This is a genomic window from Nocardia sp. NPDC052112 (assembly GCF_040680135.1).
Classification (GTDB): domain Bacteria; phylum Actinomycetota; class Actinomycetes; order Mycobacteriales; family Mycobacteriaceae; genus Nocardia.
The window spans coordinates 360,910-381,920 of sequence record NZ_JBFAWD010000001.1; the positions used below are offsets into that span (position 1 = coordinate 360,910).

20 protein-coding genes are annotated in these 21,011 nt (G+C 65.7%); 10 read left to right on the top strand and 10 right to left on the bottom strand.

Annotation, left to right across the window (positions count from 1 at the left end; genetic code table 11):
* The first annotated feature begins 17 nt into the window (after window positions 1-17).
* On the top strand, window positions 18-1,841 hold the full coding sequence (locus AB0L58_RS01690) for a TraM recognition domain-containing protein (protein WP_364379260.1): 1,824 nt from the start codon (window positions 18-20) through the stop codon (window positions 1,839-1,841).
* Window positions 1,842-1,914: 73 nt separating this feature from the next.
* A complete protein-coding gene (locus AB0L58_RS01695) occupies window positions 1,915-2,301 on the top strand; it encodes a DUF4913 domain-containing protein (protein WP_364379263.1) in 387 nt (128 codons plus the stop codon).
* 66 nt (window positions 2,302-2,367) lie between these two features.
* Here AB0L58_RS01695 and AB0L58_RS01700 read toward each other — a convergent pair whose 3' ends face one another.
* Window positions 2,368-2,922, bottom strand: a complete 555-nt coding sequence (locus tag AB0L58_RS01700; protein WP_364379266.1) for a hypothetical protein — start codon at window positions 2,920-2,922, stop codon at window positions 2,368-2,370.
* A gap of 458 nt (window positions 2,923-3,380) precedes the next feature.
* On the bottom strand, window positions 3,381-4,196 hold the full coding sequence (locus tag AB0L58_RS01705) for a peptidylprolyl isomerase (RefSeq protein ID WP_364379269.1): 816 nt from the start codon (window positions 4,194-4,196) through the stop codon (window positions 3,381-3,383).
* Window positions 4,197-4,355: 159 nt separating this feature from the next.
* Here AB0L58_RS01705 and hisS point away from each other — a divergent pair, with 159 nt between their 5' ends.
* The 3 genes from hisS (at window position 4,356) to AB0L58_RS01720 (ending at window position 7,613) form a co-directional block, all read left to right on the top strand.
* On the top strand, window positions 4,356-5,633 hold the full coding sequence (gene hisS / locus AB0L58_RS01710; RefSeq protein ID WP_364379272.1) for a histidine--tRNA ligase: 1,278 nt from the start codon (window positions 4,356-4,358) through the stop codon (window positions 5,631-5,633).
* A 42-nt stretch (window positions 5,634-5,675) separates the two neighbouring features.
* The gene (locus AB0L58_RS01715; protein ID WP_364379275.1) at window positions 5,676-6,332 is read left to right on the top strand and encodes a hypothetical protein; all 657 of its coding nucleotides are present in this window, start codon (window positions 5,676-5,678) and stop codon (window positions 6,330-6,332) included.
* 273 nt (window positions 6,333-6,605) lie between these two features.
* Window positions 6,606-7,613 carry a malate dehydrogenase gene (locus AB0L58_RS01720; protein ID WP_364379278.1) on the top strand — a complete coding sequence of 336 codons (1,008 nt, stop codon included), beginning with the start codon at window positions 6,606-6,608 and terminating at the stop codon, window positions 7,611-7,613.
* Between the two features lie 76 nt (window positions 7,614-7,689).
* On the opposite strand, the gene AB0L58_RS01725 is transcribed toward AB0L58_RS01720, so the two are convergent.
* Entirely contained in the window at window positions 7,690-8,082 is a 393-nt protein-coding gene (locus tag AB0L58_RS01725) for a hypothetical protein (protein WP_364379281.1), read from the bottom strand.
* A gap of 55 nt (window positions 8,083-8,137) precedes the next feature.
* Here AB0L58_RS01725 and AB0L58_RS01730 point away from each other — a divergent pair, with 55 nt between their 5' ends.
* The gene (locus tag AB0L58_RS01730; protein ID WP_364379284.1) at window positions 8,138-8,584 is read left to right on the top strand and encodes a MarR family transcriptional regulator; all 447 of its coding nucleotides are present in this window, start codon (window positions 8,138-8,140) and stop codon (window positions 8,582-8,584) included.
* On the opposite strand, the gene AB0L58_RS01735 is transcribed toward AB0L58_RS01730, so the two are convergent.
* The 4 genes from AB0L58_RS01735 to AB0L58_RS01750 form a co-directional block, all read right to left on the bottom strand.
* Entirely contained in the window at window positions 8,577-9,656 is a 1,080-nt protein-coding gene (locus AB0L58_RS01735; RefSeq protein WP_364379287.1) for a 2-oxoacid:ferredoxin oxidoreductase subunit beta, read from the bottom strand. The two genes, AB0L58_RS01730 and AB0L58_RS01735, sit on opposite strands and share 8 nt — an antisense overlap.
* Window positions 9,656-11,581, bottom strand: a complete 1,926-nt coding sequence (locus tag AB0L58_RS01740; RefSeq protein ID WP_364379290.1) for a 2-oxoacid:acceptor oxidoreductase subunit alpha — start codon at window positions 11,579-11,581, stop codon at window positions 9,656-9,658. The genes AB0L58_RS01735 and AB0L58_RS01740 overlap by 1 nt, the downstream gene beginning before the upstream one ends.
* Before the next feature lie 83 nt (window positions 11,582-11,664).
* On the bottom strand, window positions 11,665-12,681 hold the full coding sequence (locus tag AB0L58_RS01745) for an Rv2578c family radical SAM protein (RefSeq protein ID WP_364379294.1): 1,017 nt from the start codon (window positions 12,679-12,681) through the stop codon (window positions 11,665-11,667).
* A 31-nt stretch (window positions 12,682-12,712) separates the two neighbouring features.
* A complete protein-coding gene (locus AB0L58_RS01750) occupies window positions 12,713-13,717 on the bottom strand; it encodes an NAD-dependent epimerase/dehydratase family protein (RefSeq protein WP_364379297.1) in 1,005 nt (334 codons plus the stop codon).
* 247 nt (window positions 13,718-13,964) lie between these two features.
* Here AB0L58_RS01750 and AB0L58_RS01755 point away from each other — a divergent pair, with 247 nt between their 5' ends.
* Together AB0L58_RS01755 and AB0L58_RS01760 are read left to right on the top strand one after the other, a co-directional pair.
* Window positions 13,965-14,294, top strand: coding sequence for a type VII secretion target (locus tag AB0L58_RS01755; RefSeq protein WP_364379300.1), 330 nt, complete (start codon window positions 13,965-13,967; stop codon window positions 14,292-14,294).
* Window positions 14,291-15,886 carry a hypothetical protein gene (locus AB0L58_RS01760; protein WP_364379303.1) on the top strand — a complete coding sequence of 532 codons (1,596 nt, stop codon included), beginning with the start codon at window positions 14,291-14,293 and terminating at the stop codon, window positions 15,884-15,886. Before AB0L58_RS01755 ends, AB0L58_RS01760 begins: the two co-directional genes overlap by 4 nt.
* Before the next feature lie 73 nt (window positions 15,887-15,959).
* Here AB0L58_RS01760 and AB0L58_RS01765 read toward each other — a convergent pair whose 3' ends face one another.
* Together AB0L58_RS01765 and AB0L58_RS01770 are read right to left on the bottom strand one after the other, a co-directional pair.
* Window positions 15,960-16,484 carry a hypothetical protein gene (locus tag AB0L58_RS01765; RefSeq protein ID WP_364379306.1) on the bottom strand — a complete coding sequence of 175 codons (525 nt, stop codon included), beginning with the start codon at window positions 16,482-16,484 and terminating at the stop codon, window positions 15,960-15,962.
* Window positions 16,485-16,619: 135 nt separating this feature from the next.
* Window positions 16,620-17,543 carry a neutral zinc metallopeptidase gene (locus AB0L58_RS01770; RefSeq protein WP_364379309.1) on the bottom strand — a complete coding sequence of 308 codons (924 nt, stop codon included), beginning with the start codon at window positions 17,541-17,543 and terminating at the stop codon, window positions 16,620-16,622.
* Window positions 17,544-17,704: 161 nt separating this feature from the next.
* Here AB0L58_RS01770 and aspS point away from each other — a divergent pair, with 161 nt between their 5' ends.
* Complete coding sequence (gene aspS / locus AB0L58_RS01775; RefSeq protein WP_364380164.1) at window positions 17,705-19,507, top strand: aspartate--tRNA ligase; 1,803 nt, start codon at window positions 17,705-17,707, stop codon at window positions 19,505-19,507.
* A 255-nt stretch (window positions 19,508-19,762) separates the two neighbouring features.
* On the opposite strand, the gene AB0L58_RS01780 is transcribed toward aspS, so the two are convergent.
* Window positions 19,763-20,464: a hypothetical protein gene (locus AB0L58_RS01780; protein WP_364379312.1), complete on the bottom strand. Its 702-nt coding sequence runs from the start codon at window positions 20,462-20,464 to the stop codon at window positions 19,763-19,765.
* A gap of 237 nt (window positions 20,465-20,701) precedes the next feature.
* On the opposite strand from AB0L58_RS01780, the gene AB0L58_RS01785 reads away from it, so the two are divergent.
* A complete protein-coding gene (locus AB0L58_RS01785; protein WP_364379315.1) occupies window positions 20,702-20,959 on the top strand; it encodes a hypothetical protein in 258 nt (85 codons plus the stop codon).
* Window positions 20,960-21,011 lie beyond the last annotated feature (52 nt).

Here is a 21,011-nt window from a genome sequence, read left to right on the forward strand (position 1 = left end):
CCTAACAGGAGGCAGACATGGCGAAAAAGAAGAAGGTGCAGGATCCGGCCGCGGTCGGACCCGATATCACCCTCTACATGATCTACGCCGGTTTCGCGACCCTCGGAACCCTGTGGATCGCCTTGCATCTCGGCAACGCGATGGCTGTCACCCCGCAGGACATTCCGATCAACCCGATTGCGATCGTCGCCGATCTGGTCCGGGGGAAATTGCACTGGCCGCGCGCTTCCACGGTGATCGTGCTGCTCGTGATCGCGGCGATCGTGGCCTATGTGGTGGTGCGCAAGCGGCTCGCGGCAATTCGGTCGGTCGGGCGGCTCGCCGTGGACGAGAAGGCCGATGTGATGGGCAGCGGCGATGCGATCAAGTCACTCACCGAGGCCGGGGTACGGGCCAAGGCCGATATGCTCGGCGTGCGGCTGGGCTACAACGACAGTCCGGGTGTGCCGATCGGCATCGGCGTCGCCGATGGGGTGATGCTCTACGGCTCCTATGAGGATCTGCACCTGGACATCTGGGGTCCACGACAGGGCAAATCGACCTCCCGGGTGATTCCGGCCATCCTGACCGCGATCGGACCCGTGCTGTCCACCTCGAACAAGCGCGATGTGGTCGACGCGACCCGAGATGTGCGCGAGGCCAAGGGGAGTCGCACCTTCGTCTTCGATCCACAGGGTGTCGCGGGGGAGGAGCCCACTTGGTTCTGGGATCCACTGGCCTGGGTGGACGCCTATCACGACGGTGCGGAGATGCGGGCCGCGCGGCTGGCCGGACACTTCGCCGACGCCGACAACGGATCCGATGCCAAGAGCGATGTGTTCTTCGATCCCGAGGCCGAGGACCTGCTCGCCGGACTGTTCCTGGCCGCGGCGCTCGGTGGTCGTCCGATCGTCCAGGTCTGGGATTGGGTGACCAACCCCAATGACTCCGAGCCGATCGAGTTGCTGCGCAATGCGAGCAAGCACTACACCGCCTCGGGTCTGGCGATGCAGTACAACGCCGATCCGCGGACCAAGAGCGGCATTTTCGGCACTGCCAAGAAGATGATCCGCTGCCTGCAGCTGTCGAATGTGCACCCGTGGATCCTGCCGGGCGACAACCGTATGCAGTTCGACGAACTCGAATTCATCGAGAACAACGGTACTCTCTACAGCCTCTCGCTCGAGGGCCGTGGTTCGGCGGCGCCGCTGGTCAGCGCGCTCACCGAGGCCGTGGTCGATGTGGCGATGCGCAAGGCAACGCATTCGCCCGGCGGACGGCTGCCGATCCCCATGCTCGCGGTCCTGGACGAGGCGGCCAATGTGGTGCGCTGGAAGGATTTGCCCAAGCAGTACAGTCACTTCGGCTCACGCGGCATCGTGGTGATGACGGTGCTGCAGTCCTGGGCCCAGGGCGCGCGCTGCTGGGGTGACGACGGCATGCTGGCGCTGTGGTCGGCGGCCAATATCAAGGTGCTCGGTCCCGGCGTCGATGATATGAACTTCCTGCGCGACCGCTCCGAGGCGATCGGCGAATACGATGCGATCTCGTCCTCGGTCTCGGAATCCAAAGGCGGCAAGAGCTATTCGCGCTCACTCGGCTCGTCCAAGACATTCACCGTGAACGCGCTGGCGACCCTGCCGCAGGGACGCGCGATCGTGTTCACCTCCGGCCAGCCCGCGGTGCTCGTGCGCACCGTGCCCTGGTGGGAGGGCGACTACGCTGACGATGTGAAGAAGTCGATCTCGCACCATCTTCCGGGGCGTAAGACCGAGATCGCCGACCTGTTCGGCTCGCCCAACCTGACCAAGCCTGCTCCGCCACCCGAATACGGTCAAATCGAGGAGGTTCGGCCACTGTGACCGAGCGTAGCGAGGAAACCATAGACACAGCACGGCCAGTCACAGCGGAGCCGAACGCTAGCGAGGTGGAGCTGTGACCGAGCAGCAGCAACAGCCGATGATTTACACCAATGTGGTGGAGTTCGTCGAGAACTACCTCAGCCTGGTGTATCGGCGTCAGGTCACCGACATCAGTGAAACGGTTTGGTGCCCGGAGTGGTGGAAGCATGCCGAGGCCGTGGCGCGACTAGATGCGCTCTGGCGCGCCTGGGAGCACTACCGCCTCGAGCCGAGCACCGGATTGAGCATCTGGTTTCTCGATCACGCCGATCCGCATATGACCAAACTCTTCGATCCCCGTGGACCGTTCAAGTACTGCAGTGTCCGCAACGGACACAAGGACATGCTGAGCCCGCTGCCGCTGAAGTCCCCCGCCCAGGGGCTCTTCGGCGATCCGACCATCGGCGACTTCCGCATCTGAGAGGCCGAAAACATCGAAACGCCCGCTGATTTCAGCGGGCGTATTCGGTTTCCGGTGCCGGGAAAGCTATTGCCGGACGCGTTCCAAACCGCGTGCGTCCTGTTCTCGACCTCGTGCGGCAGCCGCGCGCGCGGCTTCGTCGCGAAGACGTACCGCTTCTTCGGGCGGTTGGCCCTGGCCTACTTCGATCAGCATCCGCACCGCCGCCAGCTCCGGCGCGATGCCGATCCGGGCGAGATGCGCCGCGATCGCCTGCCGACGTTCCTGGGAGTCGTAGCGGATGAGCGGTTTGGACTGAGCGGAGGCCGTCGCGGCCATCCGGCTGGCCTCGGCCTGTGCGGAGAAACGATCCTTCTCCAGTGAAATCCCCTTGGCCGGAACCGATTTCTCGACCATACGGGCCAGTTCGAGATTGCGTGGGTCCTTGGCCTTGGCGTCGCGGGCCTCACGGATCTGAAGTTCCCGGGCCTCCTTGACTCGGGCCTCGGTGACCTTGACGCGGGCTTCGGCTTCTTTCTGACCACGCTCCCGGGTCCGCAGCGCGACCAGGGTCGCAAGCTGCAACATAGTCTTCATCATGGCCGCGGTTTCCCGGCCGATGTCGTCCAGTTCCTCGGACATGGCTGCTCCCCGATGCTGCAGTGATCACTATGGATGTTGTGGTGCTTCGTCACGGACGCCGCCACGTCGAACTGTAGTCCGCCGCGTCGGTGCCCCGCCTGCAAACGTGGACACCCAGAGAACTCGTCGCGTGGCATTCCCAGTGGGGATCGTCCGGTCAGGGGATGACTACGCTACGCGTTCTCCTTTATTCGAGATTACCCGAGAAATCTCGGCACCAACCGTGCGGGCGTGCCGCTTAACAGCATATAACGCACAATTCCGGCGGGTGGGGGAAAGCTTCGGAGGATCTCCGGTCTTAGCGCACCCTTACCGAATGATTAGGGTCGCCTACCCTGGATTGATCATGGGTGCAGTTCGGGCCCGCTGCCCATTGTGCGCAGCGGGCCCGAACCAAGCGAGTATCCGGATCGGGCGTGTCGCTGGCGACTGCTTGCGTGTCGCTGGAAAGGGTCGGCTCAGTCGATGCGGACCGACTGGATCGTCACCGGAAGATTGGGCTTGCCGTCGCCCTGGCCGTTGGAATTGTCCTGACCGCCCGCGGCGATCTTGTCCAGCGTGCCCATGCTGTCCGGATCGACGGTGCCGAAGATGGTGTAGTTCGGTGGCAGTTGCGAATCGCCGTAGACGATGAAGAACTGACTGCCGTTGGTGCCGCCGCCGGTCATCGGATCCGGTCCCGCGTTGGCCATGGCCAGTGTGCCGCGCTTGTAATCCATGGGCTTCTGCAATGCGGGGTCGGCGGGGTTGTAGCGGTTGGTCGGGTATTCGTTGTCGAACTGGTAGCCAGGGCCGCCGGTGCCGGTGCCGGTCGGATCACCGCACTGCAGTACCTTCAGGCCCTCGTCCGCGGTCATGCGGTGGCAGCTGGTGTTGTCGAAGTAGCCCTGACCGGCGAGGCTGGCGAAGCTGTTCACGGTGCACGGCGCCTTGGCATTGTCCAGGGTCAGGCCGATGGGGCCCTGGGTGGTCTCCATGCTGACGCTGAGGCTCGCATTGTCGCCGGTGTTCTCGATGCCGCTGGTGCGCGGCTTCTTCACCTGCTTGTCGGCGGGCTTCTGACTGTCGAGGTAGTCGCAGCTGATGGCGGCGGGCTTCTCGTCACTCTTGGTCAGGAAGTAGACGCCCACGGCTGCTGCCGCTACGACCACCACGCCGAGCGCCGATCCGGCGATCATGAGTCGCTTGCGCTTGCGCGCCCGATCGGCGCGGTTGGCCAGCTGGCGTTCCAGCTTGCGTTTCGCCGCTGCCCGTCGCTGTTCGTTGCTCGGCACTACCACGTTCCTCCCGTATCCGTTACGTACGGCACTGGATTGTGCCATCTATTCCTGAGACTGCTCAGCAGGCCATTTCGACCAGTGGTGACGCTGTACGAACCGCTGGCGGCAAACCGGTTGGACTCGAGGGGCCGTGGTGGTGGAAACTGGACCATCGTGACCAAGACCAGCAGCTTCTCCGCCCCGAAGGGGGTTCCGGATTACGTGCCACCCGGTTCGGCCGAGTTCGTCGCGGTGCGCGACGGCTTGATCCGTGCCGCCCGACTCGCCGGGTACGGGCATGTGGAGCTGCCGATCTTCGAGGACACCGCCTTGTTCGCACGCGGCGTCGGTGAATCCACCGATGTGGTGACCAAGGAGATGTACACCTTCGCCGACCGCGGCGATCGCAGTGTCACGCTGCGGCCGGAGGGCACCGCCGGGGTCATGCGTGCGGTCATCGAGCACGGGCTCGATCGCGGGCAGTTGCCGGTGAAACTGGTGTACTCGGGCCCGTTCTTCCGCTATGAGCGTCCGCAGGCCGGTCGGTACCGGCAGTTGCAGCAGGTCGGCGTCGAGGCGATCGGTATCGATGACCCGGCACTGGATGCCGAGGTGATCGCGATCGCCGACGCCGGCTATCGCGGACTGGGGCTCGATGGTTTCCGGCTGGAGATCACCTCCCTCGGTGACGAGACCTGCCGTCCGCAGTATCGAGAGCTGCTGCAGGAGTTCTTGTTCCGGCTGCCATTGGACGAGGAGACCAAGCGGCGCGCGCAGCTGAATCCGCTGCGGGTGCTCGACGATAAGCGGCCCGAGGTGCGCGAGATGACCGCGAACGCGCCGCTGATGATCGATCACCTTTCGGAGTCGGCGAAAACGCACTTCGAGCAGGTGCTCGGGTATCTCGACGCGCTCGGCGTGTCCTATGTGGTGAATCCGCGGATGGTGCGCGGCCTGGATTACTACACGAAGACGACCTTCGAATTCGTCCACGACGGGCTCGGGGCGCAGTCGGGTATCGGTGGCGGTGGACGCTACGACGGGCTGATGGCCGAACTGGGTGGACAGCCGTTGTCCGGCATCGGATTCGGGCTCGGTGTGGACCGCACCATCCTGGCGCTGGCGGCCGAGGGCAAGTCGGCGGGCGATCCGGCGCGGTGTGAGGTCTACGGCGTATCACTCGGCGATGCGGCCAAGCAGCGGTTGGTCGTGCTCGCGGCACAGTTGCGGGCGGCCGGTATCCGGGTGGATCTGGCCTACGGTGGTCGCGGCGTCAAAGGATCGCTGAAGGCCGCGGACAAGTCCGGCGCAAAATTCACCCTGGTTCTCGGTGACCGTGACCTGGCCGAGAACACCATCGGCCTGAAGGATATGGCCACCGGTGAACAGCGTCAGATCCCACTGGACGAGACGGTGGCCGCCGTCGCCGCCGCCCTGCGCTCGGGCGAGTAGTACGTTGCCGGGGTACACCCGCACCACGACGAATGGGCAGCCGTGCCTGTAGAACCCACGAATCCCGGCGCAGCCCAACCGGTTCCGACGGTCGGACTCGATCTCGTCGCGCCCGAAACCTACGCACCCATGCTGCGGCGACTCGCCCTCGCCGCGGTAGGGGTTGGCATCGGCGCGGCGCTGCTCGCGGCGCTGCTGGTGCCGTGGTCGATCGCGATCCCGATCGGTCTGGTCGTCGGCGCGCCCACCGTGGCCTACGCCATTGCTTTGCGCCGACGTCGTATGTGGTTGGCCGGGACCACAATTCACGCGCGGCGGGTGATCGGCGAGCGTCAGGTGGATATCGCCGCCGCCAACGGCGTCGAAATCCTGGTCTTTCCGGCCCGTTTGAGTCGCATCGTCCTGCGGGTGACCGCAGGCGTCGATTCCCAGGTCGTCCCGCTCGCGATGTACACCGATGCGGGCAGCGGTCGCGAACTGCACCTCCTCGGCCTCCGCAAATTGGCCGATGCCCTGGCCGCGAGCGAACTCGCTGCGGCGGTATCGGTTTCGACCATGCTCGTCCAGCAATTGCGCGCCGAGGCGCGAGACGCCGGTCTGGAAGCGCGGCCGCTGTACCGTGCCGTGCGACTGGCGCGGGCGAAGGATTACGTTTCGCCGATCGTCCTGACCGACCAGGAAGTCGCGGGGCTGAGTTGATGCGTGGATCGGATCGCGCGACACGCGAATCGGCGTGCCAGGCGCGATTGCGCGCGATGCAGGGTTAGGTGATGCGCTGACCAGTTGCGCACTGTCGGGATTCGTCCCTGCGATCGGATGCGGATGTCGCAGGGTTCGGTGCGCTTGTCGTTGACTGGGCCGGGTGGATGGGTGTGACGGGCCGATTGTCACGTAGCTCACCACTGAGGTTCGGGGGCCGTGAGAGTCGTTAGGGTTAGGGATCGAGTGCCCGCCTATCGCAAGGAGTTTCTCGTGCGCACCGCTGCTCGGACCGCGCCTGTGACCGTCGCCGTGACCGGGGGTGCGGGGCAGATCGCCTACGGCCTGCTGTTCCGGATCGCGTCCGGGGCGCTGCTGGGGTCCGAGACACCGGTACGGCTGCGGTTGCTGGAGATTCCGGCGGCGGTGGCATCGCTGGAGGGGGTGGCGATGGAGCTCGAGGACGGTGCGTTTCCGCTGCTCGAGTCGATCGATATCAGTGACGATCCGTGGGTCGGGTTCGCGGGCGCGAATGTCGCGCTGCTGGTCGGTGCCCGCCCGCGCACCGCGGGAATGGAGCGCTCGGATCTGCTGGCCGCCAATGGCCCGATCTTCACCGAACAGGGCCAGGCGATCAATGCCAGCGCCGCCGCCGACGTCCAGGTGCTCGTGGTCGGAAATCCGGCCAATACCAACGCCTTCATCGCCATGAGCAACGCCCCGGATGTGCCGGCCGAGCGCTTCACCGCGATGACCCGCCTCGACCACAACCGCGCCATCGCGCAGCTGGCCAAGAAGACCGGCGCGCCGGCCGCCGATATCGCCCGCGTCGCCATCTGGGGTAACCATTCCGCGACCCAGTATCCGGACATCACCCACGCCACCATCGCGGGCCGCCCCGCCCTCGACCTCGTGGGCCGGGACTGGGTGCGAGCGGACTTCATCCCCACCGTTCAACAGCGCGGCACCGCCATCATCCAGGCCCGCGGCGCATCCTCGGCCGCCAGCGCGGCCAGTGCCGCCATCGACCACATCCATGACTGGTCCCTCGGCACCCAGACCGACGACTGGACCTCCATGGCTGTTCCCTCCGACGGTTCGTATGGCATTCCCGAAGGCCTCATCGCCTCGTTTCCGGTCACCTGTGCAGCCGGCGAATACTCGATCGTCCAGGGCCTGGAAATCGACGAATTCTCCCGCGCCCGCATCGATGCCAGCATCGCGGAACTCGAACAGGAGCGCGACGCCGTCGTCGACCTCGGATTCGCCAAGCGCGTCTGACTCGTGCTCGGATTGCCCGCCTGTGGTGCGGGCGAAGATGGGGTCGGCGTCGGCAATGTGTACCGAAGGTCGTCGCTCAGGCTGCGGCCGTGGCGGCGCGGCTCCTGCCGAGGGCCAATTGACCCGCAGTGGCGAGATGGATGAGCGCAAGCACACTGCCGCCGACCATCATGCCTGGAATTCCGTGGGTGGCACCGATCGCGACGTCACCGAGCTGTACCGCGCCGGACACGGTCAGCAGCGGTAACAGCGCCCGCTTGCGGCGGCTGGTCAGGCTGAGCAGCAGCGCGGCACCCAAGGGAATGGCGCGGGCTGCGTAGGCCTGCGCATACAGGTCGACACCGGGGGAGTTCGCGGTGCCGGTTATCGCGAGGGTCGGGTCGACGAGCGCCGCGACGCTGAATGCCACGGCGACGCCCGCGCCGATCGCATTGACGATGATTGCGGATCGGGTGAGCTGGTGCATCATTCACTCCCTAAATCGTTCAAAGTCTGAATGGTTTAGCGACAGTATTATGCTGACTATGAAGAACGTCAAGGCGGAGAAGCTGCCGGAGACCATCGCATTCCGGCTCGGACTGCTGGGTGCGTTCCTGACCGACCGGTTCAGTGCCGATGTTTCGACTCTCGGGCTCAAGCCGAAGCATGCCGGGATGCTGAATGTGCTGGCGGCCAATGGCCCGACATCGCAGATGGAGATGGCGCGGACACTGCGGGTCGCGCCGAGTCTGGTCGTCGCGCTGGCCGACCACCTGGAGTCTCTCGGCGCCGTCGAACGGGTGCGGGATCCGGAGGATCGCCGCCGTCAGAACCTGAGCTTGACCTCGCACGGCCACGAACTACTGCGCAAATGTCTCTACGCCGCGCACGCGATCGACGCCGAGACCACCGCGGATCTCACCACCGCCGAGCGTGCCGACCTGCATCGCATCCTCGGCACGCTCGCCGATCGGCTGGGTCTGCCTAGGTGATGGTCCAGGTTTCCGAACCGTTGAGCAGGGATTGCAGCGAATCCTCTTGTACCGGTTTGCGTTCGCGCGCCACGGCGGTTTGATTGCGCACCGCGTCGTCATAGGTGGGCCGGGTGACATTGCGGAAGATACCGGTGACCACGTGGCCGAGGTCCTGGTCGGACAGGCGTGAGAGGGCGTAGGCGTACTCCGGATTGTCGGTGTAGGCGTCGTGGACGATGATCTCGGACTCGTCGACTTCGTCGGTGCGCACCACCGCGAGCCCGAAACCGGCACGCACCACGGCGAATTCGCCATCGGCGCCGAAACGGATCGGCTGACCGTGGTGCAGCGGGATGAGGCGGGATTCGGCATCGCCCTTGCGCAGCACATCGAAGGAACCGTCATTGAAGATCGGGCAGTCCTGCAGGATCTCGACGAATGAGGTCCCGCGATGTTCGGCGGCGGCGCGCAGCACTTCGGTGAGCCAGGCGCGATCGGAATCCAATGCGCGTGCGGCGAAGCTGGCTTCCGCGCCGAGCGCGACCGAGAGCGTATTGAATGGGTGGTCGACCGAGCCCATCGGCGTCGACTTGGTGATCTTGCCCGGTTCCGAGGTGGGCGAGTACTGGCCCTTGGTGAGTCCGTAGATCCGGTTGTTGAACAGCAGGATCGTCATATTCACATTGCGCCGCAGGGCATGGATCAGATGGTTGCCGCCGATCGACAGCGCGTCACCGTCACCGGTCACCACCCACACCGACAGATCCGGCCGGGTGACCGCGAGTCCGGTCGCGATGGCGGGAGCGCGGCCGTGGATGGAGTGGATGCCGTAGGCCTCGAGGTAGTACGGGAACCGGCTCGAGCAGCCGATCCCGGAGACGAACATCAGATTCTCCCTGCGCAATCCGAGTTCGGCGAGGAAGCCGCGCACGGTCGCCAGGATCACATAGTCACCGCAGCCGGGGCACCAGCGCACCTCCTGATCGGAGGTGAAGTCCTTGACCTTCTGCGGCCCGGCCGCGGACGGCACTCCGGACAGTCCGGTGAGACCCAGATCGGTTCCGACGAGCGAGGTTTCGACGATGGTCATCAGTTACCCCCAGTCGAGTACGTGGCCCGCGACCGTGCCGCGAAGGCCTTATCGTGTTCCATATCCTCGATCGACCCATCGAGCGCCGCATCGATTACCCCGACGAGTTCCTGCGCGGAGAAGGCCGTGCCCGCGATCTTCGTCCACGGTTGCACATCCACCAGATACTTCGCACGTAGCAGCATGGCCAGCTGACCGCCGTTCATTTCCGGCGCGACCACCGTTCGATAGCTCCGCAGTACGGCACCGAGGTTGGCGGGCAAGGGGTTCAGATATCGCAGATGCGCCTGCGCGACCGGGACACCACGGCGGCGGGCGCGGCGACAGGCCTCGCCGATCGGCCCGAAGGAACTGCCCCAGCCGATCAACAGCAGTTCGGCCCGCCGCTCCGGATCGTCGACCTCGATGTCGGGGACGGTGATGCCATCGATCTTGGCCTGCCGCAGGCGAACCATCAGTTCGTGATTGCCGGGCTCATAGGAGATATTGCCGCTGCCGTCGGCCTTCTCCAGTCCACCGATCCGATGTGCGCGGCCCGCGGTGCCGGGCACCGCCAGCGGCCTGGCGAGGGTGTCGGGATCACGGGAGTAGGGCTGGAACGGCGTGCCATCCTCGGCCTCGGGTTCGAAGCGCGGATCGATCGGCTCCAATTCGGTGACCCGCGGAATCGACCATGGCTCAGAGCCATTGGCGATCGAGCCGTCGGAGAGCAACAGCACCGGCGTGCGGTAGGTGAGCGCGATGCGGGCCGCTTCCACCGCGGTGGCGAAGCAGTCGGCGGGGGAGCGCGGCGCGAGTACGGCGACCGGCGATTCCCCGTTGCGGCCGTAGAGTGCCTGCAGCAGATCGGCCTGTTCGGTTTTGGTCGGCAATCCGGTGGACGGACCGCCGCGTTGCACATCGACGATCACCAACGGCAGTTCCGTCATCACCGCGAGTCCGATGGTTTCGCTCTTGAGTGCCAGCCCGGGACCGGAGGTACTCGTGACGCCGAGCGCGCCGCCGAGCGAAGCGCCGAGGGCCGCGCCGATGCCCGCGATCTCGTCCTCGGCCTGGAAGGTGGTGACGCCGAAGTTCTTGTGCCTACTGAGTTCGTGCAGGATATCGGAGGCGGGCGTAATCGGGTACGTGCCCAGAAATACCGGCAGCCCGGACAGTTGTCCCGCGGTGACGAGGCCGTAGGCGAGCGCGGTGTTGCCGGTGATCTGGCGGTAGGTGCCCGGTGGCAGTTTGGCGGGGGCCACTTCGAAGGTGGTGGCGAAGCTCTCGGTGGTCTCGCCGTAGTTCCAGCCCGCGCGGAAGGCGAGCAGATTCGCCTCGGCGATATCGGGTTTCGCGGCGAACTTTTCGCGCAGGAAGCGTTCGGTCCCGCCGATCGGACGGCCGTACATCCAGGACAGCAGGCCGAGCGCGAACATATTCTTCGCGCGCTGACCGTCTTTCTTGCCGACACCGGTGGATTCGGTCGCACCGAGGGTGAGTGAGGTCATCGGCACGCGATGGACCACGAAATCGCTCAGCGTGTCGTCGTCGAGCGGATCGGTGGCGTATCCGACCTTGCCGAGATTGCGTTTGGTGAACTCGTCGGTGTTCACGATGAGAGTGGCGCCGCGCGGCAGATCCTCCAGATTGGACTTGAGCGCGGCCGGGTTCATCGCGACCAGCACGTCGGGTTGGTCGCCCGCGGTCAAGATGTCATAGTCGGCGATCTGGATCTGGAAGGACGAGACGCCGGGAAGTGTGCCCTGCGGCGCCCGGATTTCGGCCGGGAAGTTGGGCTGGGTGGCGAGGTCGTTGCCGAATGCCGCCGCCTCGTGCGTGAAGCGATCACCGGTGAGCTGCATTCCGTCACCGGAATCCCCGGCGAACCGAATTACGACCTTTTCCAATTTCGCTGTGCCGACATCACTTTGGTCGGAAACCATATGCCTGCTTCACTTCCTCGTCCGATGGGAGGTGCCATTGGCCAACCTACTCCGCCGTGTGCGGGAATTGCTTGTGAAATGCTCTACGCGAAGAGCGCCAGCTGCGTGTCGTTCGGCAGCGGTGTCGATGGTGGTGCTTGCGGCTCCGAGGTGTGCTCGCGGGTGAGGCCGTGTCGGTGCAGCAGTGGCTGCACCCGCTCGCGTAGCCAGGACGCATATTCCGGTGTCACATAGGCGCCGCGGCCATAGAGCTGGCGGTAGCGGCGCACCAGTGCCGGATGCGCCTCGGCCAGCCAGCTCAGGAACCAGCCGCGGGTGGCCCCGCGCAGATGCATCGGGAATGCGACCACCGATACCGCCCCGGCTTCGGCGATCGCGGCGAATAGTGCGTCGAGGTGGGCGCGGCCGTCGGTGAGATATGGAATTACCGGCGCGACCATGACGTTCACCTCGAACCCGGCATCGGCCAGCGCTCGCACCATCTCCAACCGCGCCTTGGGTGACGGAGTACCGGACTCCAGGCTGCGGTGCAGATCCATATCCAGAATCGCGATGGAAACGGCGATGCTCACCCGGACCTGGCGTGCCGCCGCCGTCAGCAGCGGCAGGTCCCTGCGCAGCAGGGTGCCCTTGGTGAGAATGGAGAACGGCGTGCCGGAATCGGTCAGCGTGCGAATGATGCCGGGCATCAACCGATATCGCCCCTCGGCTCGTTGATACGGATCGGTATTGGTACCCAGCGCGACGGGTTCGTGATGCCAGGACCGCCGGCCGAGTTCCTTGCGCAGCACCGCGGCGATATTGGTCTTCACCACGATCTGCGAATCGAAATCCCGGCCGGCGTCCAGATCCAGATACTCGTGGGTGGGGCGTGCGAAACAGTAGCGGCAGGCATGCGAGCAGCCGCGCATCGGATTGATCGTCCAGTGGAACGGCAGGTTCGACGACTCCGGCATCTTGTTCAGCGCGCTCTTGCACAGCACCTCGTGGAACGTGATGCCCTCGAATTCGGGGGTCTGTACGGTGCGCACGAAACCCGCCCGGTCGAGACCGGGCAGGGCGCCGTCGTCGGCATCCAGGGTTTGGTTTTGCCACCGCACCCAATCAGTCGAACATGTGTTCTAAGTGGTGTCAAGCAGGCTGTCGGGTGTCCGGTGTGCTGAGCTGCTTCGGATCGGTGAAGAAGGTGACCAGATCGCGCACCGTCTCGTCGATGGGCCTTGGCCGATAACCGATTTCGCGCTCCGCCTTGCCGTGGTCGACGATCGGGGCGGAGACCAGCGCGCCGAGTGCGGCCTTCGACACGATGTCGGTCTTGAGCAGTTTGCCGATCGGCGCGAGCGCCGGAATCAAGCCGTTGACGACCTTGGGGGAGATCGAGAACTTCGGCCCCTTCTTGCCGCCGCATTCCGCCGCGGTGCGACACAGGTCGAGCATGGAGATCATGGATCCGCCGAGCAGGTAGTTCTCGCCGGTCCGACCCCGCTCTCCGGCCAGGATCAGGCCCTTCGCGACGTCGCGCACGTCGACGAGATCGAAGCCGCCGCCGATCATCGCGGGCACGCGGCCACGGGCCGCGTCCTTGAGGGTGCGGTTGATTCTGGACAGCGGGGTGCTGTAGTCGAGCGGGCCGAAGACGCCGGTGGGATTGCAGATCACCGCGTCCAGGCCCTGCTCGATCACCGTGCGCAGTTCGACCTCGCCCGCCCATTTCGAGCGGTCGTAGACGGGCAGACTCGGATCGGTGGAACGCACCGAGGTCTCATCGATGCGGCCGCCGCAGGTGTACTGGTTGAAGGCATGGATGGAGCTCGCGTGCACCATGCGGCGCACGCCGAGGTCCAGTGCCGCCTCGGCGACCACACGCACGCCCTCGGTATTGACCTTCCATGCGAGGTCGTGCTGCTCGGCCAGGGTGATCACGGCGACGAGGTGGTAGACGATCTCCGCGCCGGCGAGCACGGTGCGCATGGATTCGGGGTCGAGGACGTTGCCGGAAACCCATGTGACGTTCGGGTCGGTCCGCTGCTCCGGAACGACGCGATCTATTGCTGTGACCTCGTGTCCTTGTTCGACCAGCAGGCTGAGCAGATTTGTGCCAAGGTAGCCGGCTGCGCCGGTCACTGCGACCTTCATGCGATCGAGAATATAGAACTTGTTCTAATTTGCAACACGTTCCAGTTACTTTCCGGTGGTCCCGTTGGGCTCGAAACCAGCCGGTGGGGTCCGCTATATTGGGCGCAACCGCAGCGGCGCCGGTACCGACTCGCCGCAGCGCAGGGGCCCCATCGCAGCCGAACTGCCGGTGCGGGCAGGGAGTAGATGTTGATCGACGCTATGAACACTGAAATGCAGTTCACGACGATTTGGGGGGTGCAACTCGATGGCTGATCTGTCGGTGGAGACCGATGCGGTCCGAGCGTTCGCGGCGACGAATGCCGGGGTCGCCAGTGAGATCGCGGGGGCGGCGAATTTCGATGCCGTGCAGAACGTTGTCGCGCTCACGCCGGTATTCGGCTTGATCGGCGCCGACTATCTGTTGGCGTTCGCCGCGGCACAGGTCCTGCAGGCCAAGGACATCAATGATCTGTCGGCCAAGTACGACAAGCTCTCGAAGTCCGCCTTCACCGCGGCCGCCGCGTTCGACACCACCGACTCCGGCAACGCGGGCGTATTGAGCGCGATCACCAACCAGGTCGGAGGCGGGGCATGAAACCGATGGATGCCGGCGTGACCGGTGTGATCGCACCCGACCAGCAGAGCGTGGCCATCGAAGATGCCGTGATCGCGACGCAGAATACCGCCGTCGACGCGCTGCAGAATGCGTCACGGGGATTGAGCGATCTGGCGCTGCCGCAGTTGCCCGCGGATCTACCGCCGATCGAGGCGCCCGAATTCGTCCTCGCGCGCAAGATCACCGAGGATTCGCCGCAACTGGGGGCCATGCCTGCGGGTATGCCCGGACTCAACGGCAATTCGACGCCGGACGCGAGCGCGATTCTCGCCGGCGCGGTCTCGCCCGATGTATCGCAGGCGCTGACCGATGCGCAGACCGCGATCAGCCATGCGGTAGCACCGGTGGTGCAGGCGGCGCAGCAGGCGCAGAGCGCGGTCAGCGGTGCCCTCGGTGGGGCGAGCAACCACGGGGCGGCCGCGGCGGCGACGAATATTCCGTCCGATCCGGCCACGGCGCTGATGCAGGGACTGTCCATCCCGGGGATTCCCGGCATCGACACGCTGTTCCAGCCTATCCTCGAGCTGCTCAACAGCTTCGGCACCGGCGTTATCGGTGCCTTCGACCCGACCGCGATCCTCAGTCAGTCGTCCAAGATCATCGAGTCCGCGGTGTCGGTCGGTAAGGGCGGTCTGTCGACCGTCGAGCAACTCTGGCAGGGCCAGTCGTCTCGTGAGGCGCAGGCCGCGAGCAAGACCGCGCAGACCCAGGGGCAGGACACCAGTCAGCGCGGTATTGATATCTCCGAACTGACCCAGCGGGCCGCCGCGGTGGTGCAGCAGGGCAATGCGCAGTTGCTCGGGATCGCGAGCGAATTCGCCACGCAGGCAACCGCACTCGTGCCGGTGGCGCTCACCCCGCCCGGTCAGGCCGCACTCATCGCCACCGCGACCGAACATCTCGGGTCGGCGGTCGCGGTCGCCAATGCGACGCGCGGTGATCTGGCCGGGAAGACGGCCGAACTGACCGGTGTAGTGAACCAGCTGCTCGGGACCAGTGGTCTCCCCTCGCCGCAGGAGGTCGCGCAGGCGGCCATGCAGAACCTGGGCGAGCCGATCATGTCGCAGGCGCAGGAGGTCGCACAGAACGCGTCGACCAATGCGGCCGGCCTGCTGGACGGTTCCAGCACCTCCGGTTCGCCGAGCACGTCCACCACCGCGGCGTCGACCTCGGGGCACACCAGTACGGGAACCCCGGGCATCACCGGCATCGGAAGCCGTTCCGGTTCGCCGAGCACCTCGGGCTCGCCGTCGACGCAGAAGGTGACCGGCACACCGGGCAGCAGCGTCTCGCCGATCAGCCGGGTCTCGGGCCTGTCCGGCACATCCCTTGGCACGGGTACGTCGACCAGTGCGGCGAGCTCAGGGAGCTCCTTCATGGGCGGCAGCCCCGGTGCTACCGGTCAACGCGGCGGCAACGACGACGAGCATTCGCGCAATGTGGATCCGTACCAGAGCCGCACCGGTAACGACGACCTCACCGGCCCGCTCGGTGAGTCCACCCCGGACGTCATCGGTGCGACCCACCCGGATGAACTGGTCAGCTCGGACTACGAACAGGACCAGTTCTAGTCGGACGTATTTCTCCAGTGCCCCCACTCGGTTTCTTCCTTCGAGCGGGGGCGCCGGCGTTCTCGAGGCCGGCTCAGTGGTCTTTGGTGAACGCGTCGAGGAGTTTGCGGTAGAGATCGGTGAAGCGTTTGCGGTTCGCTTGTTGGTCGGGGGTGAGGTTCTCGGTCGCGTCGGGGGCGTACATGAGCAGATGGACGTCTTGGTCGGGTGGGGTGGGCATCAGATCGATGATCTGGGTGCCCTCGTCGGTCGCGCTCGGCATGCCGAGGTCGAGGGCGGCGAGTGATTTGGTTTCCGCCAGTGCGGCATTCAGGACGTCGACGGGGATGGTGCCGGAGAGTCGCTGCGGTGGGACGTCGGCGGCGCGGGTGGTGGATGCGGCGTCGGGCTGTTGGACCGCGCGGCCGTCGGCGTAGATCTGCAGCAGCGGACGCAGGTCGACGCGCTCCGACCAACCACTCGGGATGGTGGTGAGTGTCAGCAGCGCCGTGGCGCTGGCGGGCGGTTGTGGCGTGTCGGCCGGTTCGGCCGAGGCGACACCCCAGCTACCCGCGAGTGCCACGACGAGAACCAACAGTGCCGACTTCGTGCTCCGCATGTAATCCCTATCTACGCTGTGCCACAGTCCAATTGGCCTCGGTGATCGAGGTGTATCGATCATCCCAGCGCGCGGGCCGGAACCCGCACCGCGCGCGTCGTGTCGCTCGAATTCCTGTCGATCATCCGTCGGCGATCAGCGCAATGCCGACGGGTTGTTCAGGTCGGCGGCCGAGTACGTATCGCATGCTTGAACCTGGCCGGTCCGGTAACCGGTGAGGAACCATTTCTGGCGTTGGTCCGAGGAGCCGTGAGTCCAGGCCTCCGGGTTGACACGGCCCTGGGCGGCGCGCTGAATTCGGTCGTCGCCGACTGCGGACGCCGCGGAGAGGGCGTCGCGGATATCGTTGTCGGACAGGGGTTTCAGAAACGGCTGGTCGGTGCCGGGGGCGGGCTGCTTGTCGGCGAAGTGGGCCCAGATGCCCGCGTAGCAGTCGGCCTGGAGTTCGGTGCGCACCGCGCCGGATTCCGGTCCGCGCGGATCCCGCTGGGCCCGGCCGATATCACCCAGCAGATTCTGGATGTGGTGGCCGATTTCGTGTGCCACCACATACTCCTGGGCGAGTGGGCCGCCGCTGGAACCGAAGCGGTCGACCAGTTCCTGGAAGAAGGTGGTGTCGAAGTAGGCGGTCCGGTCGCCAGGGCAGTAGAACGGGCCGACCGCGCTGGTGGCATTGCCGCATCCGGTGGAGACGGCGCCGGAGAACAGCACAAGTTTCGGCTTCGAATACTTCTTGCCGGTCTGCTGGGGCAGCTGTGCCGCCCACACCGCGTCGAGACTCTGTGCGGTCAGCACCACCCGGCAATCGACGTACTTGTTGGCGTCCGCGCCGGTCTTGCAGTGCGTTGGCGTGCCCGCGGTGCCGGGCTGCACAGTGCTGTTCTCGGTGCCGTTCAACTGTCCGAGCAGCGACCCGGGATCTCCGCCGAGCAATAGACCGAGTACCAGCAAGATGAGACCGCCGGCACCACCGCCGAGGGCGAGCTTGCCGCCGAACCCGGGTCCACCGCCGGAAGAAGCCCGATCCGGGTCGATCTGGAGGCCTTCGTTGAAGGTCATCTGCTTCGCTTTCTCGTGTGCCGAACGACTCGGTCATACCCTGCTGATACAGCTTCGCACGCGGGGCGGTGATATCGGTTTCCGCTCGGGATATGTGTCTCACTACGATGGCAACCGCACCGGATCGCCCCGCCGGTGTCACATTCGTCGAAAGGAATCCCGTGCTGCGCACCCACTTGGCTGGTTCGCTGCGAAGCGAGCACGCCGGTCAGACCGTCACCCTCACCGGCTGGGTGGCCCGGCGTCGTGACCACGGTGGCGTGATCTTCATCGATCTGCGCGATGCGTCGGGTGTGGCGCAGGCGGTGTTCCGCGAGGGCGAACCCGCGGCTCAGGCGCACAAGTTGCGCGCCGAATTCTGCGTGCAGGTCACCGGTGTGGTCGAGCGGCGACCCGATGGCAACGAGAACCCGGAGCTGCCGACCGGCTCAATCGAGGTCAACGTCACCGAACTCGAGGTGCTCAACGAGAGTGCACCGCTTCCGTTCCAGCTCGACGAGCAGCCAGGTGACGAGGCCCGCCTCAAGTACCGCTATCTGGACCTGCGCCGCGAGGCGCCGGGTAAGGCCATCCGGCTGCGCTCGAAGGTCAACGCGGCCGCCCGCGCGGTGCTGGCCCGTCATGAATTCGTCGAGGTAGAGACCCCGACGATGACCCGCTCGACGCCCGAGGGGGCCCGCGACTTCCTGGTGCCTGCGCGGCTGCAGCCGGGTAGCTTCTACGCATTGCCACAGAGCCCGCAGCTGTTCAAGCAGCTGCTGATGGTCGCCGGTATCGAGCGGTACTACCAGATCGCGCGCTGCTACCGCGATGAGGACTTCCGCGCCGACCGCCAGCCCGAATTCACCCAGCTCGACCTCGAGATGAGCTTCGTGCGCCAGGAGGACGTGATCCTGGTCGCCGAGGAGATCCTGGAGGCGCTGTGGAAACTGGTCGGCTACGAGATTCCGTTCCCGATTCCGCATATGACCTACGCGGAGGCGATGCGCCGCTTCGGTAGCGATAAGCCGGACCTGCGCTTCGGTGTGGAGATCACCGAATGCACCGAGTTTTTCAAGGAGACCCCGTTCCGGGTGTTCCAGGCGGAGTACGTCGGTGCGGTGGTGATGCCGGGGGGCGCGAGTCAGCCGCGGCGTCAGCTCGATGCCTGGCAGGACTGGGCCAAGCAACGCGGCGCCAAGGGGCTGGCGTACGTGCTGGTGCAGGAGGATGGCACGCTCGGCGGTCCGGTCGCCAAGAACCTCAGCGAATCCGAGCGCGAGGGCCTGGCCAAGCATGTCGGCGCGGTACCCGGCGACTGTGTGTTCTTCGCCGCTGGCCCGGCCAAGGCGCAGTGCGCGCTGCTCGGTGCCGCACGTGGCGAGATCGCGCGCAAATGCGGTCTGATCGACGAGAACGCGTGGGCGTTCGTGTGGATCGTGGATGCGCCGATGTTCGAACCCGCCGCCGAGGCGACCGCGAGTGGCGATGTGGCACTTGGCCATTCGGCATGGACCGCGGTGCACCACGCGTTCACCTCGCCCAGGCCGGAGTCGCTGGAAACCTTCGACACCGACCCGGGCTCGGCCCTGGCCTACGCTTACGACATCGTCTGCAACGGCAACGAGATCGGCGGCGGCAGCATCCGTATCCATCGCCGCGATGTGCAGGAGCGCGTCTTCAACGTAATGGGCATCGGGCACGACGAGGCGCAGGAGAAGTTCGGCTTCCTGCTCGACGCATTCTCCTACGGCGCCCCGCCGCACGGCGGCATCGCCTTCGGCTGGGACCGGATCACCGCGCTGCTGGCCGGAATGGATTCCATCCGTGAGGTCATCGCCTTCCCGAAGACCGGTGGCGGTGTAGATCCACTGACCGATGCGCCCGCGCCGATCACCGCGCAGCAGCGCAAGGAAGCGGGACTGGACTTCAAACCGGAGAAAAAGAAGCATGCGGGCGCCGACGCGGGTCCCGTTTCGGAATAGCGGAGGCTGCCGCGGGAACGATACTCGATGATCATCACCCTATTGGCGACATTCCTGTGGGAACAGTTCGGCTGGTAGTCATGGCCGGAGTGCTCGTGCTGGCGCTGCGCCCGCGGGCGGGGAGCGAAGGCGGACCGATCACCCGGCTCGAGCAGTGGTGGTGGATGCGGTCGATGCCCTCGAAGTGATCGCCAATTCTATTACGGGGCTGGGGTTTCGGTGCGCTGGGAGCGGATGCGCCCAGCGCACCGAAGGTTAGGACACGGACACGGTGCCGCCGGTGAGTGCCCGGTAGGCGTAGGTCACCGCGATCGTGCACACCGGTCCGGCGACCAGTAGTCCGAAGCCGCACAGCAGGGTGGCGACGAAGGTGATGACGAGCACCGCGAGGGCGAGTAGCAAAGCCTGCCCGATATTCGTGATGACCAGCGTCGCGCTGGACTTGACGGCTTCGAACGGGCCCTGTTCCTGATCGACGACGAAGTGCAGCGAGAACATGCACAGGAATCCGGCGATCAGACCGGGTACGAAGCACAGCGCCGCGCCGATCCAGGTGAGCGCGAAGGCGAGCAGGGCTGTCAAGAGGACATTGCCCGCACTCACGAAATGGAAGTAGGACGCGAAGGTCGGTTTATTGCCGTCGGTTTCGTAGAGGGCGCCGCGGATCATGGCAGCCTGCAGCAGCCAGATCGCGACCATCACCACGAGGAAGATCAGCAACAGACTGAACAGCGAATTCGGTTGTACGACCTGGACGATGAGCACGAAGGCGAGATAGATGATCACGCCTATCGCGGTAACGGCCAGCCAGGGGCCGAAATTCGCGCGGAACTTCTCCCAGCCGTAGCTCAGGGCGTTGCCGACATCGAGGGTCGTCGGTGCGCCGGGGGCCGATTGGTAGCCGTAGGTCGGTGCGTCGGGCTGAGCGCCCAGGGGCATGGTGCCGGGTGGCGGCATCGTGCCGGGTTGTGTTGCGCCAGGCGGCATTGCGCCAGGGGGTATGGCACCCGGCGGCATGGTACCGGGCTTCGTCAGGCCAGGCGCTGCTGGGCCAGCCGGTTCGAAGCCGGGTTGCACCGAGCCCACGCCAGAAGGCGTCGCGGCGACTCCTGGCGGCATTTCACCGGGGGGCATTGTTCCGGGATGTGCCGAACCGGGTCCGGTTCCCGGTGGACCGTAGGTCGGCTGTCCCGGTTGTCCAGGCGCGCCGACCGGCGGTGGCGGCTCCAGTGGTTCACTACCGTACTGCGCCGCACCGGGCCCCTCGAACTGTGGGTAGCCCGCGGGCCCGGCCATCTCGTGCCTGCCGTGCTCGGCGCCTGGTTCCGTCGGTTGCGGATCGGTACTTTCGTGCTGACCCGGACGCGCGGCGAGCTGTTCGCCACCTTCGTCGGGCGCGCCGCCGCTCGTTCGGTGCGAGCCAGTTGGTTCGTTCGGCGTGGACGACGGTGAGTCGGACATAGTCTGCAGACCTTTCGACACAACTGGTTTGCGGTGTGGCGCA

Excerpts from the sequence above, each read along its gene's own strand:
- AB0L58_RS01755 (WP_364379300.1), top strand. The coding sequence starts at position 13,965 with ATGGCTGATCTGTCGGTGGAGACCGATGCGGTCCGAGCGTTCGCGGCG.
- AB0L58_RS01750 (WP_364379297.1), bottom strand. The coding sequence starts at position 13,717 with ATGAAGGTCGCAGTGACCGGCGCAGCCGGCTACCTTGGCACAAATCTG.
- AB0L58_RS01725 (WP_364379281.1), bottom strand. The coding sequence starts at position 8,082 with ATGATGCACCAGCTCACCCGATCCGCAATCATCGTCAATGCGATCGGC.
- AB0L58_RS01770 (WP_364379309.1), bottom strand. The coding sequence starts at position 17,543 with ATGACCTTCAACGAAGGCCTCCAGATCGACCCGGATCGGGCTTCTTCC.
- AB0L58_RS01760 (WP_364379303.1), top strand. The coding sequence starts at position 14,291 with ATGAAACCGATGGATGCCGGCGTGACCGGTGTGATCGCACCCGACCAG.
- AB0L58_RS01700 (WP_364379266.1), bottom strand. The coding sequence starts at position 2,922 with ATGTCCGAGGAACTGGACGACATCGGCCGGGAAACCGCGGCCATGATG.
- AB0L58_RS01765 (WP_364379306.1), bottom strand. The coding sequence starts at position 16,484 with ATGCGGAGCACGAAGTCGGCACTGTTGGTTCTCGTCGTGGCACTCGCG.
- AB0L58_RS01730 (WP_364379284.1), top strand. The coding sequence starts at position 8,138 with ATGAAGAACGTCAAGGCGGAGAAGCTGCCGGAGACCATCGCATTCCGG.
- AB0L58_RS01740 (WP_364379290.1), bottom strand. The coding sequence starts at position 11,581 with ATGGTTTCCGACCAAAGTGATGTCGGCACAGCGAAATTGGAAAAGGTC.
- AB0L58_RS01735 (WP_364379287.1), bottom strand. The coding sequence starts at position 9,656 with ATGACCATCGTCGAAACCTCGCTCGTCGGAACCGATCTGGGTCTCACC.
- AB0L58_RS01780 (WP_364379312.1), bottom strand. The coding sequence starts at position 20,464 with ATGCCGCCACCCGGCACCATGCCCCTGGGCGCTCAGCCCGACGCACCG.
- AB0L58_RS01690 (WP_364379260.1), top strand. The coding sequence starts at position 18 with ATGGCGAAAAAGAAGAAGGTGCAGGATCCGGCCGCGGTCGGACCCGAT.